This window comes from Neobacillus sp. BP17, assembly GCF_059579525.1.
Genome location: NZ_CM184198.1, coordinates 1,396,704 through 1,419,644, shown reverse-complemented (window position 1 = coordinate 1,419,644; position 22,941 = coordinate 1,396,704). Strand labels below are relative to the sequence as shown.

General features: G+C 36.8%; 19 protein-coding genes and 1 riboswitch. Of the genes, 4 read left to right on the top strand and 15 right to left on the bottom strand.

Going from position 1 to position 22,941, the window contains the following annotated elements:
* Positions 1-26 precede the first annotated feature (26 nt).
* The gene (locus AC4QJR_RS06745; RefSeq protein WP_026566045.1) at positions 27-269 is read right to left on the bottom strand and encodes a hypothetical protein; all 243 of its coding nucleotides are present in this window, start codon (positions 267-269) and stop codon (positions 27-29) included.
* Positions 270-627: 358 nt separating this feature from the next.
* On the opposite strand from AC4QJR_RS06745, the gene AC4QJR_RS06740 reads away from it, so the two are divergent.
* Entirely contained in the window at positions 628-831 is a 204-nt protein-coding gene (locus AC4QJR_RS06740; protein ID WP_026566044.1) for an alpha/beta-type small acid-soluble spore protein, read from the top strand.
* Between the two features lie 72 nt (positions 832-903).
* Here the strand turns inward: AC4QJR_RS06740 and fumC are convergent, their stop codons facing one another.
* From fumC to AC4QJR_RS06710, 6 genes are all read right to left on the bottom strand, one after another.
* Positions 904-2,286 (bottom strand): class II fumarate hydratase, encoded by a 1,383-nt coding sequence (fumC, locus tag AC4QJR_RS06735; protein ID WP_496525721.1) that lies wholly within the window; start codon positions 2,284-2,286, stop codon positions 904-906.
* A gap of 147 nt (positions 2,287-2,433) precedes the next feature.
* The gene (locus AC4QJR_RS06730) at positions 2,434-2,895 is read right to left on the bottom strand and encodes a PaaI family thioesterase (protein ID WP_496525720.1); all 462 of its coding nucleotides are present in this window, start codon (positions 2,893-2,895) and stop codon (positions 2,434-2,436) included.
* 156 nt (positions 2,896-3,051) lie between these two features.
* Complete coding sequence (locus AC4QJR_RS06725; RefSeq protein ID WP_496525719.1) at positions 3,052-4,377, bottom strand: phenylacetate--CoA ligase family protein; 1,326 nt, start codon at positions 4,375-4,377, stop codon at positions 3,052-3,054.
* A gap of 168 nt (positions 4,378-4,545) precedes the next feature.
* Positions 4,546-6,015, bottom strand: coding sequence for an aldehyde dehydrogenase family protein (locus tag AC4QJR_RS06720; protein ID WP_496525718.1), 1,470 nt, complete (start codon positions 6,013-6,015; stop codon positions 4,546-4,548).
* Between the two features lie 30 nt (positions 6,016-6,045).
* Complete coding sequence (locus AC4QJR_RS06715) at positions 6,046-8,343, bottom strand: copper amine oxidase (RefSeq protein ID WP_496525717.1); 2,298 nt, start codon at positions 8,341-8,343, stop codon at positions 6,046-6,048.
* Positions 8,344-8,621: 278 nt separating this feature from the next.
* Positions 8,622-9,419 carry a helix-turn-helix transcriptional regulator gene (locus tag AC4QJR_RS06710; RefSeq protein ID WP_496525716.1) on the bottom strand — a complete coding sequence of 266 codons (798 nt, stop codon included), beginning with the start codon at positions 9,417-9,419 and terminating at the stop codon, positions 8,622-8,624.
* Between the two features lie 409 nt (positions 9,420-9,828).
* Here AC4QJR_RS06710 and AC4QJR_RS06705 point away from each other — a divergent pair, with 409 nt between their 5' ends.
* Complete coding sequence (locus AC4QJR_RS06705) at positions 9,829-10,449, top strand: NAD(P)-dependent oxidoreductase (protein WP_496525715.1); 621 nt, start codon at positions 9,829-9,831, stop codon at positions 10,447-10,449.
* Positions 10,450-10,485: 36 nt separating this feature from the next.
* Here the strand turns inward: AC4QJR_RS06705 and AC4QJR_RS06700 are convergent, their stop codons facing one another.
* From AC4QJR_RS06700 to thiT, 8 genes are all read right to left on the bottom strand, one after another.
* Positions 10,486-12,501, bottom strand: a complete 2,016-nt coding sequence (locus AC4QJR_RS06700) for an ABC transporter ATP-binding protein (RefSeq protein WP_496525714.1) — start codon at positions 12,499-12,501, stop codon at positions 10,486-10,488.
* Positions 12,498-14,255, bottom strand: a complete 1,758-nt coding sequence (locus tag AC4QJR_RS06695) for an ABC transporter ATP-binding protein (RefSeq protein WP_496525713.1) — start codon at positions 14,253-14,255, stop codon at positions 12,498-12,500. Before AC4QJR_RS06695 ends, AC4QJR_RS06700 begins: the two co-directional genes overlap by 4 nt.
* Before the next feature lie 437 nt (positions 14,256-14,692).
* Complete coding sequence (locus AC4QJR_RS06690) at positions 14,693-16,732, bottom strand: transglycosylase domain-containing protein (protein ID WP_496525712.1); 2,040 nt, start codon at positions 16,730-16,732, stop codon at positions 14,693-14,695.
* Positions 16,733-16,860: 128 nt separating this feature from the next.
* Positions 16,861-17,316, bottom strand: a complete 456-nt coding sequence (locus AC4QJR_RS06685; protein ID WP_098572144.1) for a helix-turn-helix transcriptional regulator — start codon at positions 17,314-17,316, stop codon at positions 16,861-16,863.
* A gap of 110 nt (positions 17,317-17,426) precedes the next feature.
* Entirely contained in the window at positions 17,427-17,582 is a 156-nt protein-coding gene (locus AC4QJR_RS06680) for a FeoB-associated Cys-rich membrane protein (protein ID WP_098572143.1), read from the bottom strand.
* Between the two features lie 21 nt (positions 17,583-17,603).
* The gene (gene feoB / locus AC4QJR_RS06675; protein ID WP_496525711.1) at positions 17,604-19,607 is read right to left on the bottom strand and encodes a ferrous iron transport protein B; all 2,004 of its coding nucleotides are present in this window, start codon (positions 19,605-19,607) and stop codon (positions 17,604-17,606) included.
* Positions 19,607-19,831 (bottom strand): FeoA family protein, encoded by a 225-nt coding sequence (locus AC4QJR_RS06670; protein ID WP_496525710.1) that lies wholly within the window; start codon positions 19,829-19,831, stop codon positions 19,607-19,609. The genes feoB and AC4QJR_RS06670 overlap by 1 nt, the downstream gene beginning before the upstream one ends.
* Positions 19,832-20,016: 185 nt before the next feature.
* Positions 20,017-20,598: an energy-coupled thiamine transporter ThiT gene (thiT, locus tag AC4QJR_RS06665; RefSeq protein ID WP_251456600.1), complete on the bottom strand. Its 582-nt coding sequence runs from the start codon at positions 20,596-20,598 to the stop codon at positions 20,017-20,019.
* Positions 20,599-20,716: 118 nt separating this feature from the next.
* Positions 20,717-20,825, bottom strand: a riboswitch (TPP riboswitch).
* A 216-nt stretch (positions 20,826-21,041) separates the two neighbouring features.
* Here thiT and AC4QJR_RS06660 point away from each other — a divergent pair.
* Together AC4QJR_RS06660 and AC4QJR_RS06655 are read left to right on the top strand one after the other, a co-directional pair.
* Positions 21,042-22,169, top strand: coding sequence for a histidine kinase N-terminal domain-containing protein (locus AC4QJR_RS06660; RefSeq protein ID WP_496525709.1), 1,128 nt, complete (start codon positions 21,042-21,044; stop codon positions 22,167-22,169).
* A 147-nt stretch (positions 22,170-22,316) separates the two neighbouring features.
* A complete protein-coding gene (locus AC4QJR_RS06655; RefSeq protein ID WP_098572138.1) occupies positions 22,317-22,871 on the top strand; it encodes a GNAT family N-acetyltransferase in 555 nt (184 codons plus the stop codon).
* The last annotated feature ends 70 nt before the right edge of the window (positions 22,872-22,941 follow it).

The following is a 22,941-nucleotide window of genomic DNA, read 5'->3' as shown; positions in this document are numbered from 1 at the left end:
AAGTAAGCCTCGCTTGGTAGCGAGGCTTATTCTTTTATAAAAAATACTTCCTCTAGATGACAAGCAGGACATCGATACACATGGGGGCACTTATGACCTGAATTTGTATCAGGATATCCATCTTCCATCTTCATTAGGTCTATCTCCATATATGGACTATAATCATCATAAAAATCCATTAGACGACCACTTTCCATCATAGGTTCACCGCAATTTGTACATAATAAATAGGCCTCACGAAAACCATTACATACTGGGCATTCAGACATTCCATTCACCCTTTTGTTTATTTGATAACCTTAGTTTGTGTTAACTTACATGCCCTATGTAACGGAATAAATTACCAATTAATTTCCCGAATAAGTCTTTCTGTTTTAATCATAATAAGTATTACAAAGCAAGCAACCATTCAACAACACGATGGATGAAACCAAGAAGGGTATTAGCCGGTGCAAGTCCGACTCATCCAGCCAAAACAAAAGTTTTATGAATGTATCTCCAATTTGTAGAAAGTTTATCAAAGTATTATTGATAACATGGGTTAGGCCTAGGCGGCGATGGTTTAATCTCCATTATGGTTCAACTCCATACTGACCCCAAATTTATTAAGAGGAGTGTTATTCAACTATGGCAAGTAACAACAACTCTAATCAACTTCTAGTACCAGGTGTCGAGCAAGCTCTTAGTCAAATGAAGTATGAAATTGCTTCAGAATTTGGTGTAAATCTTGGTGCAGACACTACTTCACGTGCCAACGGATCTGTTGGTGGAGAAATTACAAAACGTCTAGTAGCAATGGCTGAGTCTCAACTTGGCGGATTCCAACGCTAATATTTAGTAATCTGAGTAAATACAAATAAATATTATGGCTAAGCCCCTTCCACTTGGAAGGGGCTTTCAATTTTATATCATATTTTCTGGTTTAACCCATTGGGAAAACTGTTCTTCAGTAAGATGACCTAATTTTATTGCTGCTTCCTTTAAGGAACCATTTTCTTTGAAAGCTAATTTGGCAATTTCCGCTGCCTTTTCATAGCCAATATGAGGGTTTAATGCTGTAACAAGCATCAATGAGCGATTCAAATGTTCTTTAAGAATCTCTTCATTAGCCTGAAGACCTACAGCACAATTTTTATTAAAGGATCTTATACCATCTGAAAGAAGTCTAACCGATTGGATTAAATTATTAATAATAATTGGTTTAAAGACATTTAACTCGAAATTCCCTTGACTCGCTGCAAAAGCAATAGCGGCATCATTTCCAAAAACCTGACACGTTATCATTGTCAAGGCCTCACTTTGGGTTGGGTTGACCTTACCTGGCATAATGGAACTTCCGGGCTCATTCGCAGGAATGCTAAGTTCACCAATCCCACTGCGCGGTCCGCTTGCAAGCCAGCGGACATCATTAGCAATTTTCATTAAATCAGCAGCCAAAGCTTTAAGTGCACCATGTACATGCACAATCTCATCGTGACTGGTTAAAGCATGAAATTTATTTTCTGAGGACCGAAATGGATATCCTGTAAATATAGAAATTTGCTCAGCCACCATGTCACCAAATAATGGGGGTGCGTTGATTCCTGTTCCAACTGCCGTTCCTCCAATCGCCAAATCAAGCAGATATTGGCTTGCCTCTTTTATCATCTTTTCACATTTCTCTAGCATCCACCTCCATCCGCTAATCTCTTGTCCCAGTGTCAGTGGTGTTGCATCCTGTAAATGTGTTCTTCCGATTTTAATGATTTTAGAGAAATCCTTTTCCTTTTGCAGGAGTGTATGTTTAAGTTCTGATATTGCCGGAAGAAGTTCTTCTACGATTTTTTGATATGCAGCAATATGCATGGCTGTTGGGAAGGTATCGTTAGAGCTTTGCGACATATTGACATCATCATTTGGATGGATTTTTTCATGCCCAACACCTAGGTCCTTTAAATATTCATTTGCCCTGTTGGCTATCACTTCATTTACATTCATGTTGGATTGAGTCCCACTACCCGTCTGCCAGACCACTAATGGGAAATGTTCATCCATATCTCCTGCAAGAATAGAATCACATACTTTTTGAATCGCCTTCATTTTATTTTCACTTAGTTTTCCTAATTGGAAATTTACTTTGGCTGCTGCTTTTTTAATAAAAACCAAGCCATATATTAATTCCAACGGCATCTTCTCTGAGCTAATTTTAAAATTCTCCTTGCTCCGTTGTGTTTGCGCACCCCAATATTTCTCAATGGGCACACGAACCTCACCGAGCGTATCCTTTTCAATTCGATAATTCTCCACTTATCAACACACCTCACAAATTCATGTACTTCAATATATATACCCATTCCTATCTATTTTATTAAGGTAAGTAGGGATGTAATCAAAAAAAAACTGCAGACAGTTGTCTGCAGTTCTGAGTGTAGAGAAAAGGAATCGAATGAGGAATTAATTACTTTCATTCTCTTCTACTGGAACAAAATAGTGGCTTTTACGATAAACCAATGCTTCCATCGTAGCTAATAGTTCTCCATCACTTTCTACACGAATTTTATACCATGCCATACGGTTGTTTCGCTTTTCTTCTTCGGCTATAGCCCTTAGACGGGATCCTCTCCGGCCAGGAGACATAAAATTAACATTTGTTGACAATCCAACAGAAGTTTTCCCATAAGAATTACTCGCTGCTGCAAATACATAGTCAGCTAAAGAAAAGATGATAGCACCATGAACCGTGCCGTGTGAATTCAACATATGGTCATTTACATCTAACTCAGCCGTTGCAGTCCCCTCTCCCATCTCAATTAATTTCATACCGAGAAACTGGGCATAAGGCTCTTGTTCGAGTGTTTCAAAAATTTGCTTGTAATATTTTTGATGAACTTCCTGTTCAGTCATACTGGATTTCATATTGATTCCTCCTGTTTTTTTTTTGTATGTATGCTCCAAGGAAACCTTGTGAGATTAGACATCGTCTATTTTATTTCTCTATTATAACACACCGATAACGACATATTGATTTTCCGTTATACAAAAACCAAAAAAATTTTTAAAAATTTAAATATTTCATTTAATTACTTCAACTATTCGCTCATCCACAATGCGTACCGCTTTTCCTTCAGACCGAGGAATACTTCTTGGAGCTAGCACCCTTACCTTCATGCTCACTAAACAATTATTTTTCATCGAATGCTGTACTTTTTTCAAAATGAATTGAATATGTTCATGCTGCATGTCGCCATTTACATGTTGGTAAATCTCTTCACTAACTTCAACATGTAACTCGACCACATCTAAAGTGCCTTCGCGACGCAAGCGAACTTGGTAATGCGGTGCGAGTTCTTCGATCTGGATTAAGAAATGTTCAATCTCAGACGGGAAGACGTTAACTCCGCGTATAATAAGCATATCATCGATACGGCCCTTCACACGTGACATTCTTGCTGTTGTTCTGCCGCATTTGCACTTTTCTCTCGTAATAGAAGCGATGTCTCCTGTACGATAACGAATAACCGGAAATGCCTCTTTCGTTAAGCTAGTAAATACCAATTCACCTTCTTCACCATCGGCTGCAGGTTCAAGGGTATCCGGATTGATCACTTCTACGATAAAATGATCCTCCGCAATATGTAATCCGTCTTGCGCTTCGTGACATTCCATCGCTACTCCCGGCCCCATTACTTCACTCAGGCCATAAATATCACAGGCTTTAATACCGAATTTTTCCTCCAGAACTTTACGCATTTCTTCAGACCATGGCTCGGCCCCGAAAATCCCAAATTTTATAGAGCAGTTTCTAGGTTCTTTCCCCATTGCCTCCATTTCTTCAACAACTTTCAAAATATACGAAGGTGTTCCAGCAATCACTGTTGGCTTAAAGTCTTCAATGACAGTAATTTGGCGGTCTGTATTCCCTCCTGAGACCGGAACAGTTGCCATGCCGAGTCTTTCCGCTCCATAATGAACCCCTAATCCACCAGTAAATAATCCATATCCGTAAGCATTCTGGAATACCCCGCCAGGCTCCCCGCCTGCCAGTGCTATGGCAGGAGCAACCATATCAGCCCAATTATCAATATCGTTCTTACTATAACCCACTACAGTTGGCTTTCCGCTTGTGCCCGAAGAGGCATGAATACGAGTGATTTCTTTAATGTCAGATGCAAACATGTTGAATGGATAATTTTCACGCATGGCTTCTTTTTTTGTAAACGGCAGTTTACGCACATCCTCTAAAGTTTGAATATCCTCTACTTTTATATTAAGTTCATTAAATTTATCTCGATAAAAAGGTACTTTATCAGCTACTCTTCTTACTGTTTCCTTTAAGCGAGCCAGTTGTAGTGCTTCTAATTCCGTTCTTGAGTATGTTTCAACTTTATGAATGATCATTTCTCCATCCCCTTTATCCGATTTTCCACATTTAATCGCTTACAAAAGTTCCTATGCAGAAATTTATATAACTAACTTTTTGTTATAACTATCCTCCTAATAAAATCTCAAACTTCGCTGGGCGAAGTTTGAGATTTTATAATTATAAGTTTTCAACTGAACATATTCTTATATTCCATACCAATTCAAGCCTTCTTCACTCAAATCAATCCATACATTTTTTGTCTCAGTATACATATCCATCGCTTGAATACCTAGTTCTCTTCCAAATCCACTTTGTTTTCTACCACCAAATGGTGCAGCACTGTCCAACATACTAAATGTATTTACATAAACTGTACCTGCTTTTAACCCCTTTGCCATACGATGTGCTCGTTTTAAATCATTTGTCCATAATCCTGAAGCTAATCCATACAATGTATCATTTGCTTTTTTTAACGCGTCCTCTTCATCTTTAAAACGAATAACTGACAAAACAGGACCAAAGATCTCTTCACGGGCAATCGTCATTTCATTTGTCACATTTTCGAATACTGTTGGTGTAAAAAAGTATCCGTTCCCTGCGTCCTTATTTCTTTGTCCACCAATGACAAGATTAGCACCCTCTTCAATTCCGACAGACACATATTGTTGAATTCTTTCTAATTGCTGTAGTGAAACTTGAGGTCCCATTTGTGTCGTTGGATCTAAAGGATTTCCTACACGTATGGATCTTGCTTTCTTTACGAAAGAGTCCATAAACTTATCATAAATACCCTCTTGAACAAATAGCCTTGTACCAGATGCACAAACTTGACCTTGAGCAAAGAAGATACCGAACATCGATCCATTCACCGCATTTTCAATGTTTGCATCATCAAACACGATATTTGGAGATTTTCCACCTAATTCGAGACTAATTGGTTTTAGATTTTTACTCGCTGCTTGCATAATTAATCGACCAGTGTTTGTTGAGCCTGTAAATGCAATTTTATCTATATCTGGATGGGATGAAAGTGCATCACCTGCGGTTTTTCCGAAACCTGGTACAACGTTAATAACTCCATCGGGAATGCCTACTTCATGAAAGATTTTAACCAATTCAAGAATACTAACAGGGGTTTGTTCTGCTGGCTTGATGACAATTGTATTTCCGGCTGCTAAAGCAGGAGCCAGCTTCCACATTGTAAGCATAAGTGGAAAATTCCAAGGTACAATTGCACCAACAACACCAATTGGTTCTTTTAATGTGTAATTAAAGCGATTGTTAGGAGATGCTAAAGTACTGCCTTGGACTTTATTTGCAAGTCCTGCATAGAATTCTAAAACATCAATCATTGCAGGCATGGCAATAAATTTTGTTTCATTAATTGGCAGCCCATTATCCCGCGTTTCAACTTCAGCAAGCATGTCTGCTTTTTCCCAAAGAGCTTGGGCTACTTTATAAAGTAATCTACCTCTATCCCCTGGTGCCATATTAGCCCATGGACCGATTTCAAATGCTTTTCGCGCTGCTTCAACGGCTAAATTTACGTCTTCAGGGCCAGCCTCCGCAACTACTGCATTCACTTCACCTGTTGCAGGATTTAAAGACTCAAAAGTTTTCCCAGAAAGTGCATCAACCCATTTTCCGTTAATGAATAATTGATAATGTTTCATTTCTATTTCCTCCTTAATATTCGATTCTTATTATTTTTTTGGTAAATCCAATGTTGGTGTTCGATCAAAGAAATTCCAAGGTTTTAACATCGCATGGACCCATTCTGTTGGCATCATTGGCCATTCTTCAGCACGTGCTACATGAGTTGCCCCTGTTGTCATCCAAACTACATTGTCCTTATTTTCAATAGAACTATTGTCTTCAACAAAATGTTTCAAACCAGTATCTGTTTTACTTCGATTAGGATATTTACCTTCAGGGTATCGTTCATTTGGGTCATAATTCGTTACCCACAATTGTTTATCCATAAAGTTTACGCGGTTAAAAAGCCAATCATCTTTACTAAATAATGCACCTTTGGCAATAGGATGAGTTCCTCCAGCAAACGGTATAATTTGATAAGATACTGGATTTCCCACTTTATTTTCTTTATTGTAATTACTAAACAAGCGAATAGTTGAAGGATCAAACTTTTGAATAGCTTCCTGTTCAGTTGTTACCCTTTTTTGCTCAGTAACCATGACACTTTTTCGAGGTCCACCATCTTTATTTGCTTCTACTTTTGGATTGATTTCTGTTAACGTATTGTTCTCTCCATCAACATCTAAATCAAGTCTGAAGTTGTAAATATGCTGATGTGTTGTCCCAACAATGTTATTATCAAGTAACGTACCATATTTTGTATCATCTTTAGCTGTTTCATCATGCATTGTTTGTGTCTTTACACCCTTTACAGCTTCAATGCCTGATGCTCCTACATCAATTTTTATAGTTCCATTTTGTGATAATACCCAATCAAAAATATAATCATAGTTTCCTATTGTACTTACCCAACGTATAACTAATTCACGGCGTTCCCGACTTTGGTTTTCTTCTGTAAAAGTTGCAAGATCAGCATGCTTATATTCCGGACCAGCATACTGCTCAAATACGGCAATTGCATTTTTAATGATATAAGGCTTGCCTGAATTATCCGCAATTGTTGCATCAAGTAGTACAGCATTTTCAGGTACATCCGTACCTAATTCAAGTGGTGAAGTTAATTGCCCCATTCCATAGTCACCAGCATCTAAATAGGATTTGAAGTACCAGCCAACATCTGGATCCCCGTATGGAACAATCATTCCTCCTAGTGATCCCTCATACATAATTTTTCTCTTTTTACCCTGGTCATCATAAGTAACTGTTGATAATACAGGACCAACACGTGTATCCAAACGCAAGTGAAAATCCCATTCTTGCCAGCTAATTGTATTTCCTTTAATTTCATAGTTCTTATCTTCAGGTTCTTTAATATTAAGAGGTTTAACATCAACTTTATCTTTATAATCTCTGCCATCATAAGCATTTAATTGCATTGGAACCGGTATGACCCCTTCATCTTCCACTTTAATCACTTTCTTCTTTTCAAGGTCAACTGTAGCGACTAAGTTTTCAATTGGATGAGCCCAAAAATTCCCGTCTCCAGTATTTAAATAGGACACAACCTTTAGTAAACGCTTGTCATGCTCCAGACCATCTTCCCCATCAAAATACCCTACTGTTAATGGTGTTGATACAACTTTTTTCACGTCTTCAATGTCACGTTTTTTTAGCGCTTTTATAAACTCCATACTTGATTCGATGGCAGTTTGGACAGTAGCAAAATCATCGATTATAACCATTCCATGGACACCATCAATTGGATTCCAAGAGATTAATTTATTAGTTGATAGATCAACTTCCCCCTCAATGACTTGTTTTCCATCTAAGGCAATAAATTCTGCTATTCTGGTAAATGTTTGTTTCTCCTTATGATTAAAAGTCCATTCCCAAACTTTCTTTTTATCGGGCAATTTTAACGTTATTTCTGTAAAACGAAGACTTTCCTTATATTTCCCTTCCTTTTTCAATACGCTAACAGTTTCTTCAATTTCTTTTGATGTTAGTGGATCAAGTGGATGATTCACCTTTTCCAATTGGAAGGTTTGTTTAAGTTCCGGAAGAACTTCGTTAACAAAGTGATGGGATACATAAATCTTCCCCTTTTTTTCTTTTACCGCTGTTTCTAATTCAATTTCCTCTCCATTAACATTTGCCTTATTTGAATCAGGTTTTATTTTTATGACCGTATCATCTTTTTCGATGGTAATTGTATTTGTAAAAAAACTCCAAAAACTGGATTTAATAGTTGCACCAGTACCTTCTAATGCTGTGTCGAGCTTAATTAATTCCACTTCACCACCATGGGCATATGCTCTCTTATTGTCTAGTAATGAGAAAGGAACAAAAGCAATTAATAAAACAGTAGTGTAAATGATTGCGTGTTTTAGAAAGTTCTTTATCATCTTCGTTATGTAACCCCTTTCATTTTTGATAATTCGGAAAATTAATAATAGACTAATCTTTAAAAGCCATTCACAATTCGAATTGTCTTTTCTTCCCCCTTTAATATTTTATAGATAATAACATTTTCATTGTATCTAGGTTAGTTTATAAATTATTGGAAAAAGCGGAACATAAACTTAAATTAGAGAAGATTTTTTGAGAAAATGAAGAAAAGACCGAAATCAATTGAATTGATTTCGGTCTTTTCTTTATTTGTACATAAGAAAAATATTAATTTTCAATGGTTCTTCACTAACTGTTTCGGTGTTACTCCCCCAAATTTTTTAAATTCATTAATGATGTGTGCTTGATCATAATATCCACTTTGCTTAATCACATCCCATAAAGAATTATGGTTTAGCAGCATACTTAAAGAATACTGATATCTTGTTATTTGACTAAATAACTTTGGTGAAAGCCCAATTCGCTCTTCAAACAGCTTACGTAAATATCTTGGTGAATACCCTATATCTGCTGCTAGATTATTAATATTAATATTTCCTCTTGAAGAATAGATATTATTTATCGCATAACTAATAACTCTTTGTGATGAACAATCTGTAAGTATCTTATTTCCAATCAAGTCTTTATATAATTTAATTCTTTCATAAAAGTCTTTTTCATTTATCAATATTTCTATAATATTAGGATCTAATGGAAGTAAGTCATCTAAAAGTATGTCTCTATCGGCAATTTCTTTCATGGAATAATTAAAAGTTCTTGAATCTAGATTAGGAATAAATCTGATTCCAAAATATTCATAGCCAGCTTGAAAGATAATAGGGACTTTCTGTAGTCGGCTACCATACACAATTGCACGAGGGGAAATGTCATTACACCAAAACATGATATCAATACAACCATCTGGTTCAATCAAAATTGACTTGTTTAAATCTTTATTCAATCGAAATTGATAATACAGTATAGTTGTTTGGTTTATTATATCTATCTCTTTTTTTTCGAGATAGTAATCCGCGTTTTGTTCTAATTCGGGCTGTATGGGTATAAACAAGTTGTCTAATAACTTCAAACTCATTTCCCTACTCTCCTTTTCCATGAATTTTCCTTTTGTTTTTGGTCATTATCCACTAATTTTAATATTCAGAATACTGTATCACTTATTTAAGCCTTTTACAAGGTTAATAAAACTTAACTCTTTTGTTCCTTTATTTCAATAATCATAAAAAAAGACTGTCGATAAATTCGAATTTATCGACAGTCTATACTTCAGACACTTCTCTGAAGTTAATTTAATGTTTAATAATTGTATATCCGATATAATAAGAAAGGATTAAAAAACTACCGATCAATAGCACTACCGAATACTCTGACATATACTTCCCACCCCTATATAAGTAAATGCTAAAACATCTTTAAAATATCATAAGCGGAGGGTGCCGCAAGTGATGAATATTACACTTTATTAATTAAGAGGTGAATTTTTTGTGAACATTTGCCTTTTCGGAGCAACAGGCAGAGTGGGTTCGATTATTTTAGAAAATGCTTTAACCAATCAACATTCCGTCCGAGTACTGGTAAGAGACAGCAGTATACTAAACATTAAAAGAGATGGCCTTCTTGTTAAGGAAGGTAATGTACTAAATGAAACGGATATTGCAGGTAGCTTAACAGGATCGGATGTAGTGATTAGTTCTCTAAATACAGCAGGTACCACGGTACTGTCTGAATCGATGCCCTTTATCATTAAACATATGAAAGCGCTCGGAATACACCGAATTATTACAATTGGAACGGCTGGAATTCTCCAGGCTCGGTCTGCCCCCCATTTATATCGATTTCAATCGTCTGAATCAAAGCGGAAAAGCACACGTGATGCGGAAGAACATTTACGGGCCTTTTTATTATTAAAAGACTCAGGGCTGGATTGGACAATTGTTTGCCCCACTTATTTGCCTATTGGAGAGAGATTAGGATATTACAGATATGAAAAAGACTTTCTTCCTGATGATCCTTCGTCCATCTCTATTTACGATACAGCGGACTTTGCCTATGATCAGCTATTTAGCAATGAATTTATCGGTTCACGAGTAGGTCTAACCTATTAAAAACGCCCCTTAACATGTCATGTTAAGGGGCGAATTCTATCCAGCCAAATTTGTACCACCCTGTTGGAGTTGATACATTTGATAATATTTACCTTTCTTCTTCATTAATTCCTCATGTGTTCCCTTTTCAACAATCATCCCACGATCTAAAACAATGATCTGGTCAGCGTTACGGATTGTTGATAATCGGTGGGCAATAATAAAGGTGGTCCTCCCTTTTTTCAGAACTTCCATGGCCTCTTGAATCACAGTCTCCGTTTCTGTATCAATACTTGAGGTAGCTTCGTCAAGTATAAGTATAGCTGGATCGAAAGCCAGCGCTCGTGCAAAGGAAATAATCTGTCTCTGCCCACTTGAGAGGGTACTCCCTTTCTCTAGGACTGGCTGATCATAACCATTTTCTAAGTTCTTGAATACCTTGTCAGCCCCTACATCTTTTAATGCTTCCTCTACTTTTTCTTTGGTTATCGCCGGATCATTAAGACTTACATTTGAAGCTATTGTTCCTGTAAATAAATAGGGATCCTGCAAAACAATACCCATATGGTTACGAATAGATTGACGGGGGATCGTTGCAATATCTTTTCCATCAATGGTAATTTTCCCCTTTTGACAATCATAAAAACGGAAAAGTAAATTCATAATGGAACTTTTTCCAGATCCCGTGTGACCAACAAGAGCAACTGTTTCACCATGATTCGCTTCAAAATCAATATTCTTTAAAACGTATTCCCCGTCTTTATAACCAAATGATACATGATCAAAAGATACATTTCCTTTAAAACGGGCAATTCTCTCACCACTTACATTTTCACCTGGTTCATCCATCAATTTAAATACACGTTCTCCCGCCACTAGAGCAAGTTCTAGATTGGCCAATTGATTGACAATCCCCTGAACCGGTTGGAAAAGCCGGTTGATATAATCAACAAAAGCGTAGAGCATCCCTAGTGAAAGGATTGTAGAAGTATTGAGTGCCTGACCACCGAAATACCAAATAAATGCTACAAAAATAAGGTTTCTTAAGACACCGACCAGGTTGTGCGAGGTTAATGAATTGAGACTTAATAGTTTATTTTGGTACGTAAAATGTTCATGGTTAAGTTTCTCAAAATCAGCTTTTGTTTCTTTTTCACGACTAAACGCTTGGATGATACTCATCCCTTGGATTGACTCATTAATCATCGCATTTATTTCGCTGTTCCTCGACCGAATCACACGGTTATACTTTGAAGCATACTTCCGGTAAATCAACATCCATACATAAAGAATTGGTAATAACAATAAACAAATGGCTGCAAGCTTTCCATTTAAAATAAACAAAGCCACATAAATGCCTGTAATATAAATGGAACTTGTAAAAAAGGTGGCAAGAACCGTAACATATAACTCACGGATTGCCTCTGTATCATTCGTAATTCTTGCTACTACTTTCCCAGCAGGCAGGTTATCAAAATAATTTATTGGCAGGCGTTGAATCTGACCATACACATCTTCACGCATTTTTTGAATAATACGGTTGGAAGATTTTTGCAATAAGAAACGTTCACCGTACTGAAAAACAGCTGAAACAACCAAGAGTCCAAAATAAATGGTTAAAAGTTGAACGATTGGGAGAATCTCAGGCTGATAAAATGCTAGGATTTCAGAAAGACTAAGTTTTTTAGCATGATATTCTTCCTTTCTAACCCCATTTTTTATCTCCAATGTTCCGGCCTTTAAGGTCCTCTTTCCATCAAATTCAAGCTTTTTGTCGATGAAAACAAACTTGGATCCGACTTGCAAAATTTGGATTTGCTTTCCCCTTTGTTCACTACTAGATACATACTTAGCTCTTTTATAAAATTTCCCCTCATAATTTACTGCTTTTTCGCCGCTTGATGTTTCATACCAAACAGATTCAATTCCTAAAATATGCTGATCAATGATATTTTTAGCAATAAACGGGCCAGCGAGATCGGTTACGACAGAAATGGTCAGCATGACCAATGCTGCGAAAATAATTTTTTTATACGCCAATGCGTATTTAGCTAATCGTTTTCCTGTTGTCATGCTTGCACCTCTTCCTCTATCTTCCCTGCAATCTGCTGGCGAATAAATTGTTCTTTATACCACCCATCATGTTCAAGAAGCTGCTCATGTGTCCCTTCTTCTACAATTTTACCATCATCTAAAACAATAATATGGTCGGCATGTTGGACAGCGGACATTCGATGTGTGGTAATGATGGTGGTCTTGTCATTTCTTGCCTTTCTAATATTATCAATGATTCGCTTTTCTGTTTTGGCATCAACTGCCGATAAGGAATCATCGAGGATTAGGATTTCTGGATTTTTGATCAGCGCGCGCGCTATGGAGATCCGTTGTTTTTGCCCTCCTGATAAGGCCACACCCTTTTCTCCAACGAGCGTACTTAATCCTTCTGGAAGAAGGGCAAGATCTTTTCGAAATGCCGCTAAATCAATGGCCTCTTCTAATTCCTCTTCGCTTGCATCTTTCCTGCCAAAAAGGATATTGTCTTTCACACTGCGAGAAAACAGTACATGATCCTGAGGCACATAACCAATCCAGTCGCGAACTTGATTTATGGTTTGCTCCTCTAAAGATACCTCAGATATGGTTACCTCTCCATCGCCTAGTGGATATTGTCTTAATAACTGCTTAATAAAGGTGGTCTTTCCTGAGCCTGTTTTCCCAACAATACCCAATGTCTGCCCGTGTAACAGCATAACATCAACTTGGTTTAGGTTATCATTCTTAGAAGAGGGATAACGGAAAGTTACCTTTCGATAATCAATTCGATCAGCACGTTTTATGGAAACAGGGTCTAGAGGATTGACCACTTCCTCCTCATAGCTAAGTGTTTCATTAACGCGGTCAAGTGAAGCATTCCCCCTCTGCATCACATTGATTAACTCGCCAATTGCGAACATGGGCCAGATCATCATCCCTAGATATACATTAAACGACACAAGATTGCCCAATGTAATTGATTGATGGAATACTAAATAAGCACCATACCCGAGGCCAATTAGATAACTAATACCAACAAGCACCTTAATCGTTGGGTCGAATAATGCATCAATTTTTGCAACGTTAATATTCTTGTGATAGACATCCTCCGTAAGTTGATGAAAGCGCTTGCTATCTGCGGTTTCTTGAACAAAAGCACGGATAACTCTAACTCCTGCGACTGATTCAAGTACACGGTCATTCAGTTCACCAAACGCATCTTGGGCTTCCATGAAGCGAGTATGAATTCTTTTTCCATACATTTGCATTAAAATCGCCATAATTGGCAACGGAATAATTGCCGCCAGTGTTAACTTCCAACTAATTAAAATTCCCATTGTTAACAGTAATGTCAGCATCCATACACTTGAATCTACAAGTGTCAGAATCCCAAAACCTGCTGTGATTGAAATGGCCTTTAAATCATTGGTCGCACGCGCCATTAAATCTCCAGTCCGATTTTTTTCATAGAATATCGGAGTCATTTTTAGTAAGTGAGTAACGAACCGGGACCTAAGTTTCCTTTCTACAAGGAAGGCTCCTCCAAACAGTCGGTACATCCAGACATAGGTTATTGCATAAGATGAAACCATGATTGCCAATAGAATACCAAGATATTGTATTATTTTCTTATGACTTATACTGCCCACATGAATATCATCAATTGCCAATCCGATTAATTTAGGCGGAATCACATCCAATATACCCACTAAAATTAATAGTGTAACTGCAATGACATATCGCTGCCAATTTTCTTTAAAGAACCAACTTAATTTTTTTAAAACCGCAAACATAACTAACTTCCCCCTTATGTTATACTATCCGCCATCTATTACTCCTGCTGTATTTCCCTTCCAAGACCCTGCCAAATACCTCATCCATATTTCCTCCCTCAAATTTGTTTTGAACTATAAAAAAAGACATACCGCAACAGTGCAGTATGCCTCCTTTTTAAAAAAAGGGACAAAAAAACACACGTCACGTATTAAAGAAAACGTAACCTGTGTTTTTGTCATTAATCAATTTCTTCACATTGATAAATTAACAGGAAAATTCTTCAGGACAGGTTACATTCAAATATTTAATTGTTAAAGAAACGTGATTGAAATTAGTCATCTTTGTAACCCTCCCTTTCCTTTTTTCTTCCTTTGTAGGTTATCACCAGTTCTTTTAATTGTCAATTCCCATTTTTCTGAATTGTCTCAAATAGTTTTCTTTACCTAGAGGAATATTAATGCCCTCCCTTATCATTCCATTTTTTTCTCCATTTTTCCTTTTGTTTATTCCATTTCTCCTCCCATTTCTGAACCTCGTTAGTAAAATTCTCTTGAAAATTAAACCGATTCTTAGCAGCATCTTCCTGCTTTTTCTTTTCAATCAATGTGGAGATATGCGGGACATTAAAGCTTTCAGCAGGCGCATTCGCTAAGGCTTTCGTCATAACTTCCCGAAAAACAACTGCTGAACCTTTATTACTGACAGGCGTGATATAATGATCTTTGTCTGTTTTATCATAGCCAACCCAGATCGCCCCAACCAGCTGCGGGGTATACCCAACAAACCATTGATCCTTCAGGCCGTTTATCCCTTCTATTGGAACCTGAGTTGAACCAGTTTTTCCTGCCGTTTCTCTGCCAGGTATTTGTGCAGCCTTACCAGTACCTTGTTCTACTACACCAAGGAGCATGGTCGTCATATTATCGGTTACGGCCTTGGTTGTGACTCTTTCTTTTTTTGCCTTCCAGACAGCCACAACCTTTCCGTCAGCATCAATAATTTTTTTAATCGCATGGGCCTTCATTCTCACTCCGTTATTAGGAAAGACAGAAAAAGCTTCAGCCATGTTCAAAGGAGAGACACCTTTGTGTAAACCACCTAAGGCAAGGGATAAATTACGGTCATTTTTGTCCAATGAAATTCCGAACCGCTGAATGGAATCTAATCCTTTTTCAACCCCAAGTTCATTTAATAGCCAAACCGCGGAAACGTTTTTAGATTCTTTTACAGCTTCATACATGGGCACCTGACCGGAATATTGATCATCGTAATTACTTGGTTGATAACTCCCAAATGTCATTGGTTCATCTTTTAACATATCAGTCATCTTCCAACCTTCCTCCAATGCAGGTGTATAAACCGCTAATGGCTTAAAGGAGGAACCAGGCTGAGCCTTTAACTGCGAAGCTCGATTATAACCTCTAAACGTATGTTTTCCCCTGCCGCCAACAATTGCCTTAATCCCACCTGTCTTGGGGTCTAGGAGGATACCACCGCTTTGAACAAGGATATCTATTCCTTCTTGGAATAAAGAATCATTTTGATAAGTCTCTTCCATGGCTGTTTGCATTTCAGGTTCAAGCTCTGTAAAGATTTGATAGCCGCCTGTTAGTAATTCATCCTGTGATAATCCATATAAGTTTATAGCCTCTTCTAAAACCTGATCAACATAGTATGGAAACTTGCCTCGGAACGGGTCATCGCCTTTATCATTCAAAATTACTTCTTCATGTATGGCTTTTTCATACTGAGAATCGGAAATATATCCTTGTTTCTTCATTTGTACTAATACTAGATTTCGCCTTTCAGTCGCCTTTTCCATATGCTCATAAGGATTCAGGGTAGATGGTGCTTTAATTAGTCCTGCAAGTAATGCGGATTCACTGATTGAAAGGTCTTTAACCTCTTTGGCAAAATATTTGCTCGCAGCCTTTTTAATCCCCCATGCACCATTACCAAAATAAATTTGATTTAAATACATTTGCAAAATTTCTAGCTTTGAATATTCCCGCTCAATCTGTAGTGCTAAAAAAACTTCCTCCATTTTCCTATTTAAGGTTTTTTGTGAAGTGAGAAGTGTATTCTTAGTTAATTGTTGCGTTATCGTACTGCCTCCTTCAACCATTCCTCTAGCTTTTAAGTCACGGACGAGCGCCCTTGATGTCCCAATCAAATCCACACCGCTATGTTGATAAAATCGACGATCCTCAATCGCAACAATCGCATCTTTCATTGAGTTAGGAACCTGCTTAATAGAGACACCTTCATTTTTATTCGCCGACACTTTACTAGCTATATCCCCATTCACATCATAAAACACGGTAGCTTGTGGCAGTTCGTTCTTAAGTCCTGATATATCTGCATCCTTAGAAAAATAATAAAGTAGTCCAAAAAAACTTAAGATAATGATTAACATGGAAAGCACTATAATTTGGAGCAAGTGCCACTTTTTCAAGTTATTAAATATAGTCCTAATTTTCTCTTTTAATACCAATTGAAAAACATCCTTTATCAGTAATCTATCATTGGTTAATTTTCGTAGATAGGGAAAGTTTTTATGACAATATTTAGTATTCCAAAAAAAAGAAAAAAGATGGCGGATTCCCATCTTTTTTCTGTCGTTTATTCATTTTTCGTTAATTCTTTAAAACGGTGTTTTGACACCTTTTCATCAATACTGCTAAAGATCCGATAATTTTCTTCATCTAAAATCCGAAAATGTTTACTGAGAATATTTTGTTGAAGAATATACCCGTTTTTTTTCGATACAACTCTCCACCAAATCCGGCCGCCAAGCGTTTTTGACTTCCGAATATCTATCCCTTCGCGGGCAACCGTTTCTAACACCTCCAGCGGCTCATTCCCAAATAAAAATTGGACTGTTTCAGTTTCACGAAAAAGTGCACAAATCGAAACGACAGTAGACCAATTGGCTAAAACTCTACCTTTCTCAATTTGAACAAGTGTTTTCTTAGAAACACCAATAATGTCTGCCATTTTATCCTGTGTATAGCCAACTTCCGTCCGTATAAGGCGAAGCTTTTCAGAAACCTGCATTATAATTTCATCTCTGGTCAAGTTAAGCCCTTCCTTCAATTACAACTAGTGTAATTTTACACTAGTTTGTTTATATCTTCAAATCCTAACATCAAAAAACTGCTATCTTTTTAGATAACAGTTTCAATTATTTATAGGGATTTAGGTGGTATTTCGCAATTGCTAGAACATGAATTTTTCAAATCGCATGCCCCGCATTTTCCCTTTTTTGATTTATTAATAAACCTAACTAAAGCCCATGATGCATATCCAAAAATAGCTGCTCCAATTAATATATTGGCAATCATTTGCTCCACCTCTTTCTAGAATTAAACAAGTCCTAACAATTTGCCGCCTTGATAGATGATCAAAGAAAGCACATAAGCAATTGCAAATGCATAAATCATAGAAAAAGCTGTCCATTTTTTTGAATTTGTTTCTTTATAGATCGTTGCTACTGTCGCAAGGCATGGGATGTATAACAAAATGAAAACCATGAAACTATAGGCAGCAAGCGGAGTATAATAGTTCGCCAATAACCCTTGCAAACTTGCATCATTCGGAACAAAATAAATAATATTCATGGTAGATATAATGGCCTCTTTTGCCAAGAACCCTGTAATTAACGAGGCGGATGCCTGCCATGTTCCAAATCCAATTGGATCAAAAATCGGGGCAATCATATTCCCAATCGCGGCTAAATAACTATCATCCATGTCAACCTTTAAACCATTGGGGCCAGCATAAGATAATAACCAGATAAAGACAGAACCCGCAAAAATAAATGTTCCAGCTTTTCTAACAAACCCTTTTCCTTTATCCCAAGTACTCCTCCACAGTGATTGAAACTGGGGAAGACGGTAAGGGGGCAGTTCTATAACAAATAATGAAGTTTCCGATTTTAGTAATGTAGACGAAAAGATCTTAGCTAAGACCAATGCAACTACAATCCCAAGGACATATAGGCTTAGCACAACTAAAGCCTTATTTCCTGCAAAAAAAGCTCCAACAAATAACGCATACACGGGTAATCGTGCTGAACAAGACATTAAAGGGGTAAGCAATATGGTAACCAGCCTTTCCCGTGGTGTCTCTATTGTTCTGGCAGCCATTATTCCTGGTACATTACAACCGAAGCCAATCATCATAGGGATAAATGCCTTCCCATTTAACCCAACTGACTCCATAATTCGGTCCATTACCAATGCAACACGGGCCATGTACCCGGAATCTTCTAATAAAGAAATAAAGAAAAATAGGATAAAAATTTGCGGCACAAATACGAGTACGCCGCCTACCCCAGCAACTAAACCATCAATAATTAATGCATGAATAAAATTTGAAGCATGAATGGCGGTTAAAACCGACTCAAATCCTGACGTAATGGGCCCTGTTAAAAATCCGTCCAAAGCATCAGATAATGGTGTTCCGAGCCAATCAAAAGTCAGCATAAACATGACATACATAAGCAGTAAGAAAATAGGCATTCCTAAAAAGCGATTGGTAACGATCATATCAATTTTCTCAGAAAGCGGAATGTCAAAGTTACTTTTTACGGCCACTTCGACAACGATTTTTTCTATTGCTTCTCTTCTTTTTTGATAAATATAGATTGCTAATGATTTTACATTATAAAGTGTTTGTAAGATTGACTCCAAGTTAACAATTAGATCATTAAGCTTTTTCTCGCCAACAATAATATTTACATAGTTTCTAACATATTCATTACCTTCAAAATATTGAATAGCTAGAAATCGTCCAGAAAGGTTGGTTTTTCCATGAATCTCAGCCGTCAAAGCAACAATTGCAGCTTCTACCTCTTTACCATAGTAAACAAGATTCTTTTTAGCAGGCTGGATTGATTGAGTCGATATGACATCAACTAATTTATCACAGCCCTTTCCATTTCTCGCCACAACAGGAACAACCGGTACTCCGAGAAGCTCAGAAAGTTTAGATGTATCAATTTGAATTCCGCGTTTATTTGCTACATCGACCATATTAAGTCCAATAAATGCTGGTTTTTCAAACTCAAGCAATTGGAAGGTTAGATGTAAATTTCGTTCTAATTGTGAAGCATCTAATATATTTAGCAGGCGGTCCACTGATTCATTAAGAAAGAAGGATGTAACTACCCCTTCATCCTTCGATAAGGGATTAAGTGTATACACACCAGGTAAATCAGTCAAATGACCAATATTATTTTTAAAAACGCCAACTTTTTTTTCAACGGTGACACCGCTCCAATTACCAACATACTCATAGGAACCTGTAAGATTATTAAATAATGAAGTTTTCCCAGTATTAGGATTTCCAATAAGTGCGATGTCCATTATATTCTCTCCACTTTCATTCGAACTGCTTCTCTACGGCGAATACCCACACATTGTCCGCAAGATTCAATCATAATTGGACCGCCAAATGGCATGACACACTTTACACACACTTTAGAACCTTCAGTAATCCCTAAGTCAAGTAATCGTCTTTGTACCAGGTGACCTACAAGAGAAATATCAATAATTCTCCCTTTATCTCCTACTTTTAATGAACCAAACATGTATATCACCCTATCTCCACTAATTGAGAATGATTATCTTTCTTGTATTTTAACACTTTTTTTGAGTTAAAAAGCTTATAAATTTGTCAAAAGTTTGAAGAATTTTCTAGAATCAACTACAATCACTTTACAAAAAAAATAGAAAAGAGCTTGAAGCCCTTTTCCATTCGTATTACTTATAAATGTTATTTTGAAAATAATCTCTTTGGTACCGCACTCATTACAATGATGATAATGATTGCACTGATGATAAAGCTTGGCAGCATGAATGTTCCATTATATAGGAGTGAGTAAATGGCCACCGGCTGTCCCTTTGGCGCATATTCACCGAAGAACACGATGCCAGAAATAACATGGCAGATGTATCTTAAGGCACTTCCTAAGAATGCACCGATAATCACATATGTCATCCACTTACCTTTTTCATTTTTGGATATCGCCTCCTTCACCAGACCAGTAAAGACACCCGCTAACCCTACAACTGAAAAGGCAAGAAAATAATCAATAAATCCTTGTAAGAATGTGTATACTTGAGCGAATCCAAGGATAACCTGCAATAAACCTAGTAAAAATCCTGTTAACAAGCCGCCTTTTATCCCCCAACGATAAGCAATTAAGAAGATAGGTACCATGGCAATTGACACCGAACCTCCCTGTGGCCATATCTTTAAAGATAGAATTCCGGCTAGAAAATCCAATAAATAAGCTAAAGCAGAAAAAACTGCCACCTCAGCGATAAATAATGTGTTGCTTCTTTTTTGATTCACAACGTCTCCCCCAATTATCTTTTTGGACTCGTTAGAAGTCTTCCTATTACAAGATGTGCAATAAAATAAAGAACAAAAAAAGCAATGCACGACGATAAGGATTGTCTGCATTGCTTTCATAATCGGCAAACCACATCCCTACGCTAGTGTTAACTAACAGGTTCATAGGGTCAGAACGTAACCGTTCACTCTCAGCCGCAAGAATAGCAGCTCCCCCTGTGGAAGTATTCAATTGTTTCCATAGAAAAAAATATACTCTTCTTTATTCACATTTACAAGGTAAATATACTTTCTTGTCGTTATAATTACCTAATCGAATCAGTAATTAAGACTATATGAATAAAATTCAAGACTTTTATTTTAAAATAAAGGAGGAATTTCTATTTATGCCTCGAATAAGTACAGTAAGGAGTTTTTTGTCAATAACATAGGGGGAAGACGGCATGTTCACGGAAAACCAAACAGATTTAATTGATTTTTTCAATCAAAATAAACAGAAATTAATTCAAGATTGGGAAAATGCCATTGTTACCACTAATACGGATCCTTTTAAGTTAAAAATTCACGAAAACGGCGAGGCTCTTCTCGATGTTTTACTTAATATGCATAAAATGACGGAAAAAGACCTTTTAGACATAATTGAAAAACTTGCTATTGAAGTATCGGAAGAAAGAGTTTTGGCTGATATTAACCTTGGTGATTTTGTTTATAATGTTAATCTTGGCAGAACAGTTCTATACAGCCATTTAAGCATTACTGGGATTCCATGGGCAGCCATGCAGGAAGCATTAAACAATGTAAATTTTTGTTTTGATAAATTTTTATACTATGCTGTTTCCCATTACTCAGAAGCAAAAAACAAAATTATTGAAGAAAAAACAATGCACATTGATTCTACACATCAGGATCGATTAACATTGCTTGGGCAAATGACCTCAAGCTTTATTCATGAGTTTAGAAACCCCTTGACATCTGTTCAAGGATTTATCCAATTACTGAAAGCTGATCATCCGGAGATGAAATATTTAGATATCATTTCAAGTGAATTGGATCAACTTAATTTTCGTATATCACAATTTCTCCTTCTGTCAAAAAAGGAGTTAATTGGTAAAGAAAAGGATAACTTCAATTTAAATACATTAGTAGAGGAAGTCTTAAACTTCCTATATCCAAGCATACTTGATGGAAAAGTAAAAATAAGAAAAGAACTCAGTGAAGATATTACTCTTAATGGGTATGCAGATGAAATTAGACAGGTATTAATTAATATCATCTTTAATGCGATTGATGTTTTGAATCATGCTGAGAATCCGAATCCTACAATCGAGATCAATAGCAGTCTACAACATCAGTTCATCAAAATTAATATTTCCAACAATGGGCCTGTGATTCCTGCTGAACTTAGAAAATCTATTTTCGAACCATTTTTTACGACGAAAAAACTAGGTACAGGTCTCGGCTTGTTTGTTTGCAAGGAAATTATTGAAAAACATAAGGGAAATTTAGAATGTGAATCATCTCCAGATAAAACTACATTCTCGATTCTCTTACCGGTTGCAGCCCTAACCTAAACTTATATACAAGTAATTTTATACTAGAATAACCAATCCCACTTTATATAAAGCAGGGATTTTTTTATTTCTTAATATTAAGTCTTCCCGATAACAACCTGCTTTGCATATGATGAACTAAAAATTTTTTATCGGGAGATTTGACTAATGTTTACATTAAGGGTTGATAATGATATTGAACTCCAGCTATTTCAACAACATCACGCTTCAAGTCTTTATCAAATGGTGGAGGAAAACCGTGAACATCTGCGTGAATGGCTGCCATGGGTGGATAGCATGAAATCCCCATATCAGTTTGAATCCATTATTCCGATATGGCTAAATCAATTTGCAGAAAATAGTGGATTTAATGTGGGGATCGTCTATAAAGGTGAGTTGGTAGGCTCAATTAGTTTACAACAAATAGATTGGCACAACCGAATGACAAGTATCGGATATTACCTTTCAAAAAAGGCAGAAGGTCATGGAATAATGACTCGATCCGTTCAGTTCCTGCTTAACTATGCATTTTTCCAATTAGGTTTAAATCGTGTTGAAATCCGCTGTGGTATCAAAAACAAAAAAAGCCGTGCCATACCTGAAAGACTTGGTTTTATAAAAGAAGGTATCATTAGAGAAGGCGAACAATTATACGGCCGCTTTCATGACCTTTTTATTTACAGTATGCTTGCCCGGGACTGGAACAAACGAGTTCTTATTTAAATAAAAAACTGACTATCAGTTTCATGGATGTTGCCGAATTGGCAGCATTTTTTCTGTTCGATTTGCTAAT

Bases quoted from the DNA above. Each gene is read 5' to 3' on its own strand.
- AC4QJR_RS06730 (WP_496525720.1), bottom strand. From the start codon at position 2,895: ATGAAATCCAGTATGACTGAACAGGAAGTTCATCAAAAATATTACAAG.
- AC4QJR_RS06695 (WP_496525713.1), bottom strand. From the start codon at position 14,255: ATGTTTGCGGTTTTAAAAAAATTAAGTTGGTTCTTTAAAGAAAATTGG.
- AC4QJR_RS06660 (WP_496525709.1), top strand. From the start codon at position 21,042: ATGTTCACGGAAAACCAAACAGATTTAATTGATTTTTTCAATCAAAAT.
- AC4QJR_RS06700 (WP_496525714.1), bottom strand. From the start codon at position 12,501: ATGACAACAGGAAAACGATTAGCTAAATACGCATTGGCGTATAAAAAA.
- feoB (WP_496525711.1), bottom strand. From the start codon at position 19,607: ATGGACATCGCACTTATTGGAAATCCTAATACTGGGAAAACTTCATTA.
- AC4QJR_RS06745 (WP_026566045.1), bottom strand. From the start codon at position 269: ATGTCTGAATGCCCAGTATGTAATGGTTTTCGTGAGGCCTATTTATTA.
- AC4QJR_RS06710 (WP_496525716.1), bottom strand. From the start codon at position 9,419: ATGAGTTTGAAGTTATTAGACAACTTGTTTATACCCATACAGCCCGAA.
- AC4QJR_RS06680 (WP_098572143.1), bottom strand. From the start codon at position 17,582: ATGATTGCCAATATATTAATTGGAGCAGCTATTTTTGGATATGCATCA.
- AC4QJR_RS06720 (WP_496525718.1), bottom strand. From the start codon at position 6,015: ATGAAACATTATCAATTATTCATTAACGGAAAATGGGTTGATGCACTT.
- AC4QJR_RS06670 (WP_496525710.1), bottom strand. From the start codon at position 19,831: ATGTTTGGTTCATTAAAAGTAGGAGATAAAGGGAGAATTATTGATATT.
- AC4QJR_RS06740 (WP_026566044.1), top strand. From the start codon at position 628: ATGGCAAGTAACAACAACTCTAATCAACTTCTAGTACCAGGTGTCGAG.
- AC4QJR_RS06715 (WP_496525717.1), bottom strand. From the start codon at position 8,343: ATGATAAAGAACTTTCTAAAACACGCAATCATTTACACTACTGTTTTA.
- AC4QJR_RS06725 (WP_496525719.1), bottom strand. From the start codon at position 4,377: ATGATCATTCATAAAGTTGAAACATACTCAAGAACGGAATTAGAAGCA.
- AC4QJR_RS06655 (WP_098572138.1), top strand. From the start codon at position 22,317: ATGTTTACATTAAGGGTTGATAATGATATTGAACTCCAGCTATTTCAA.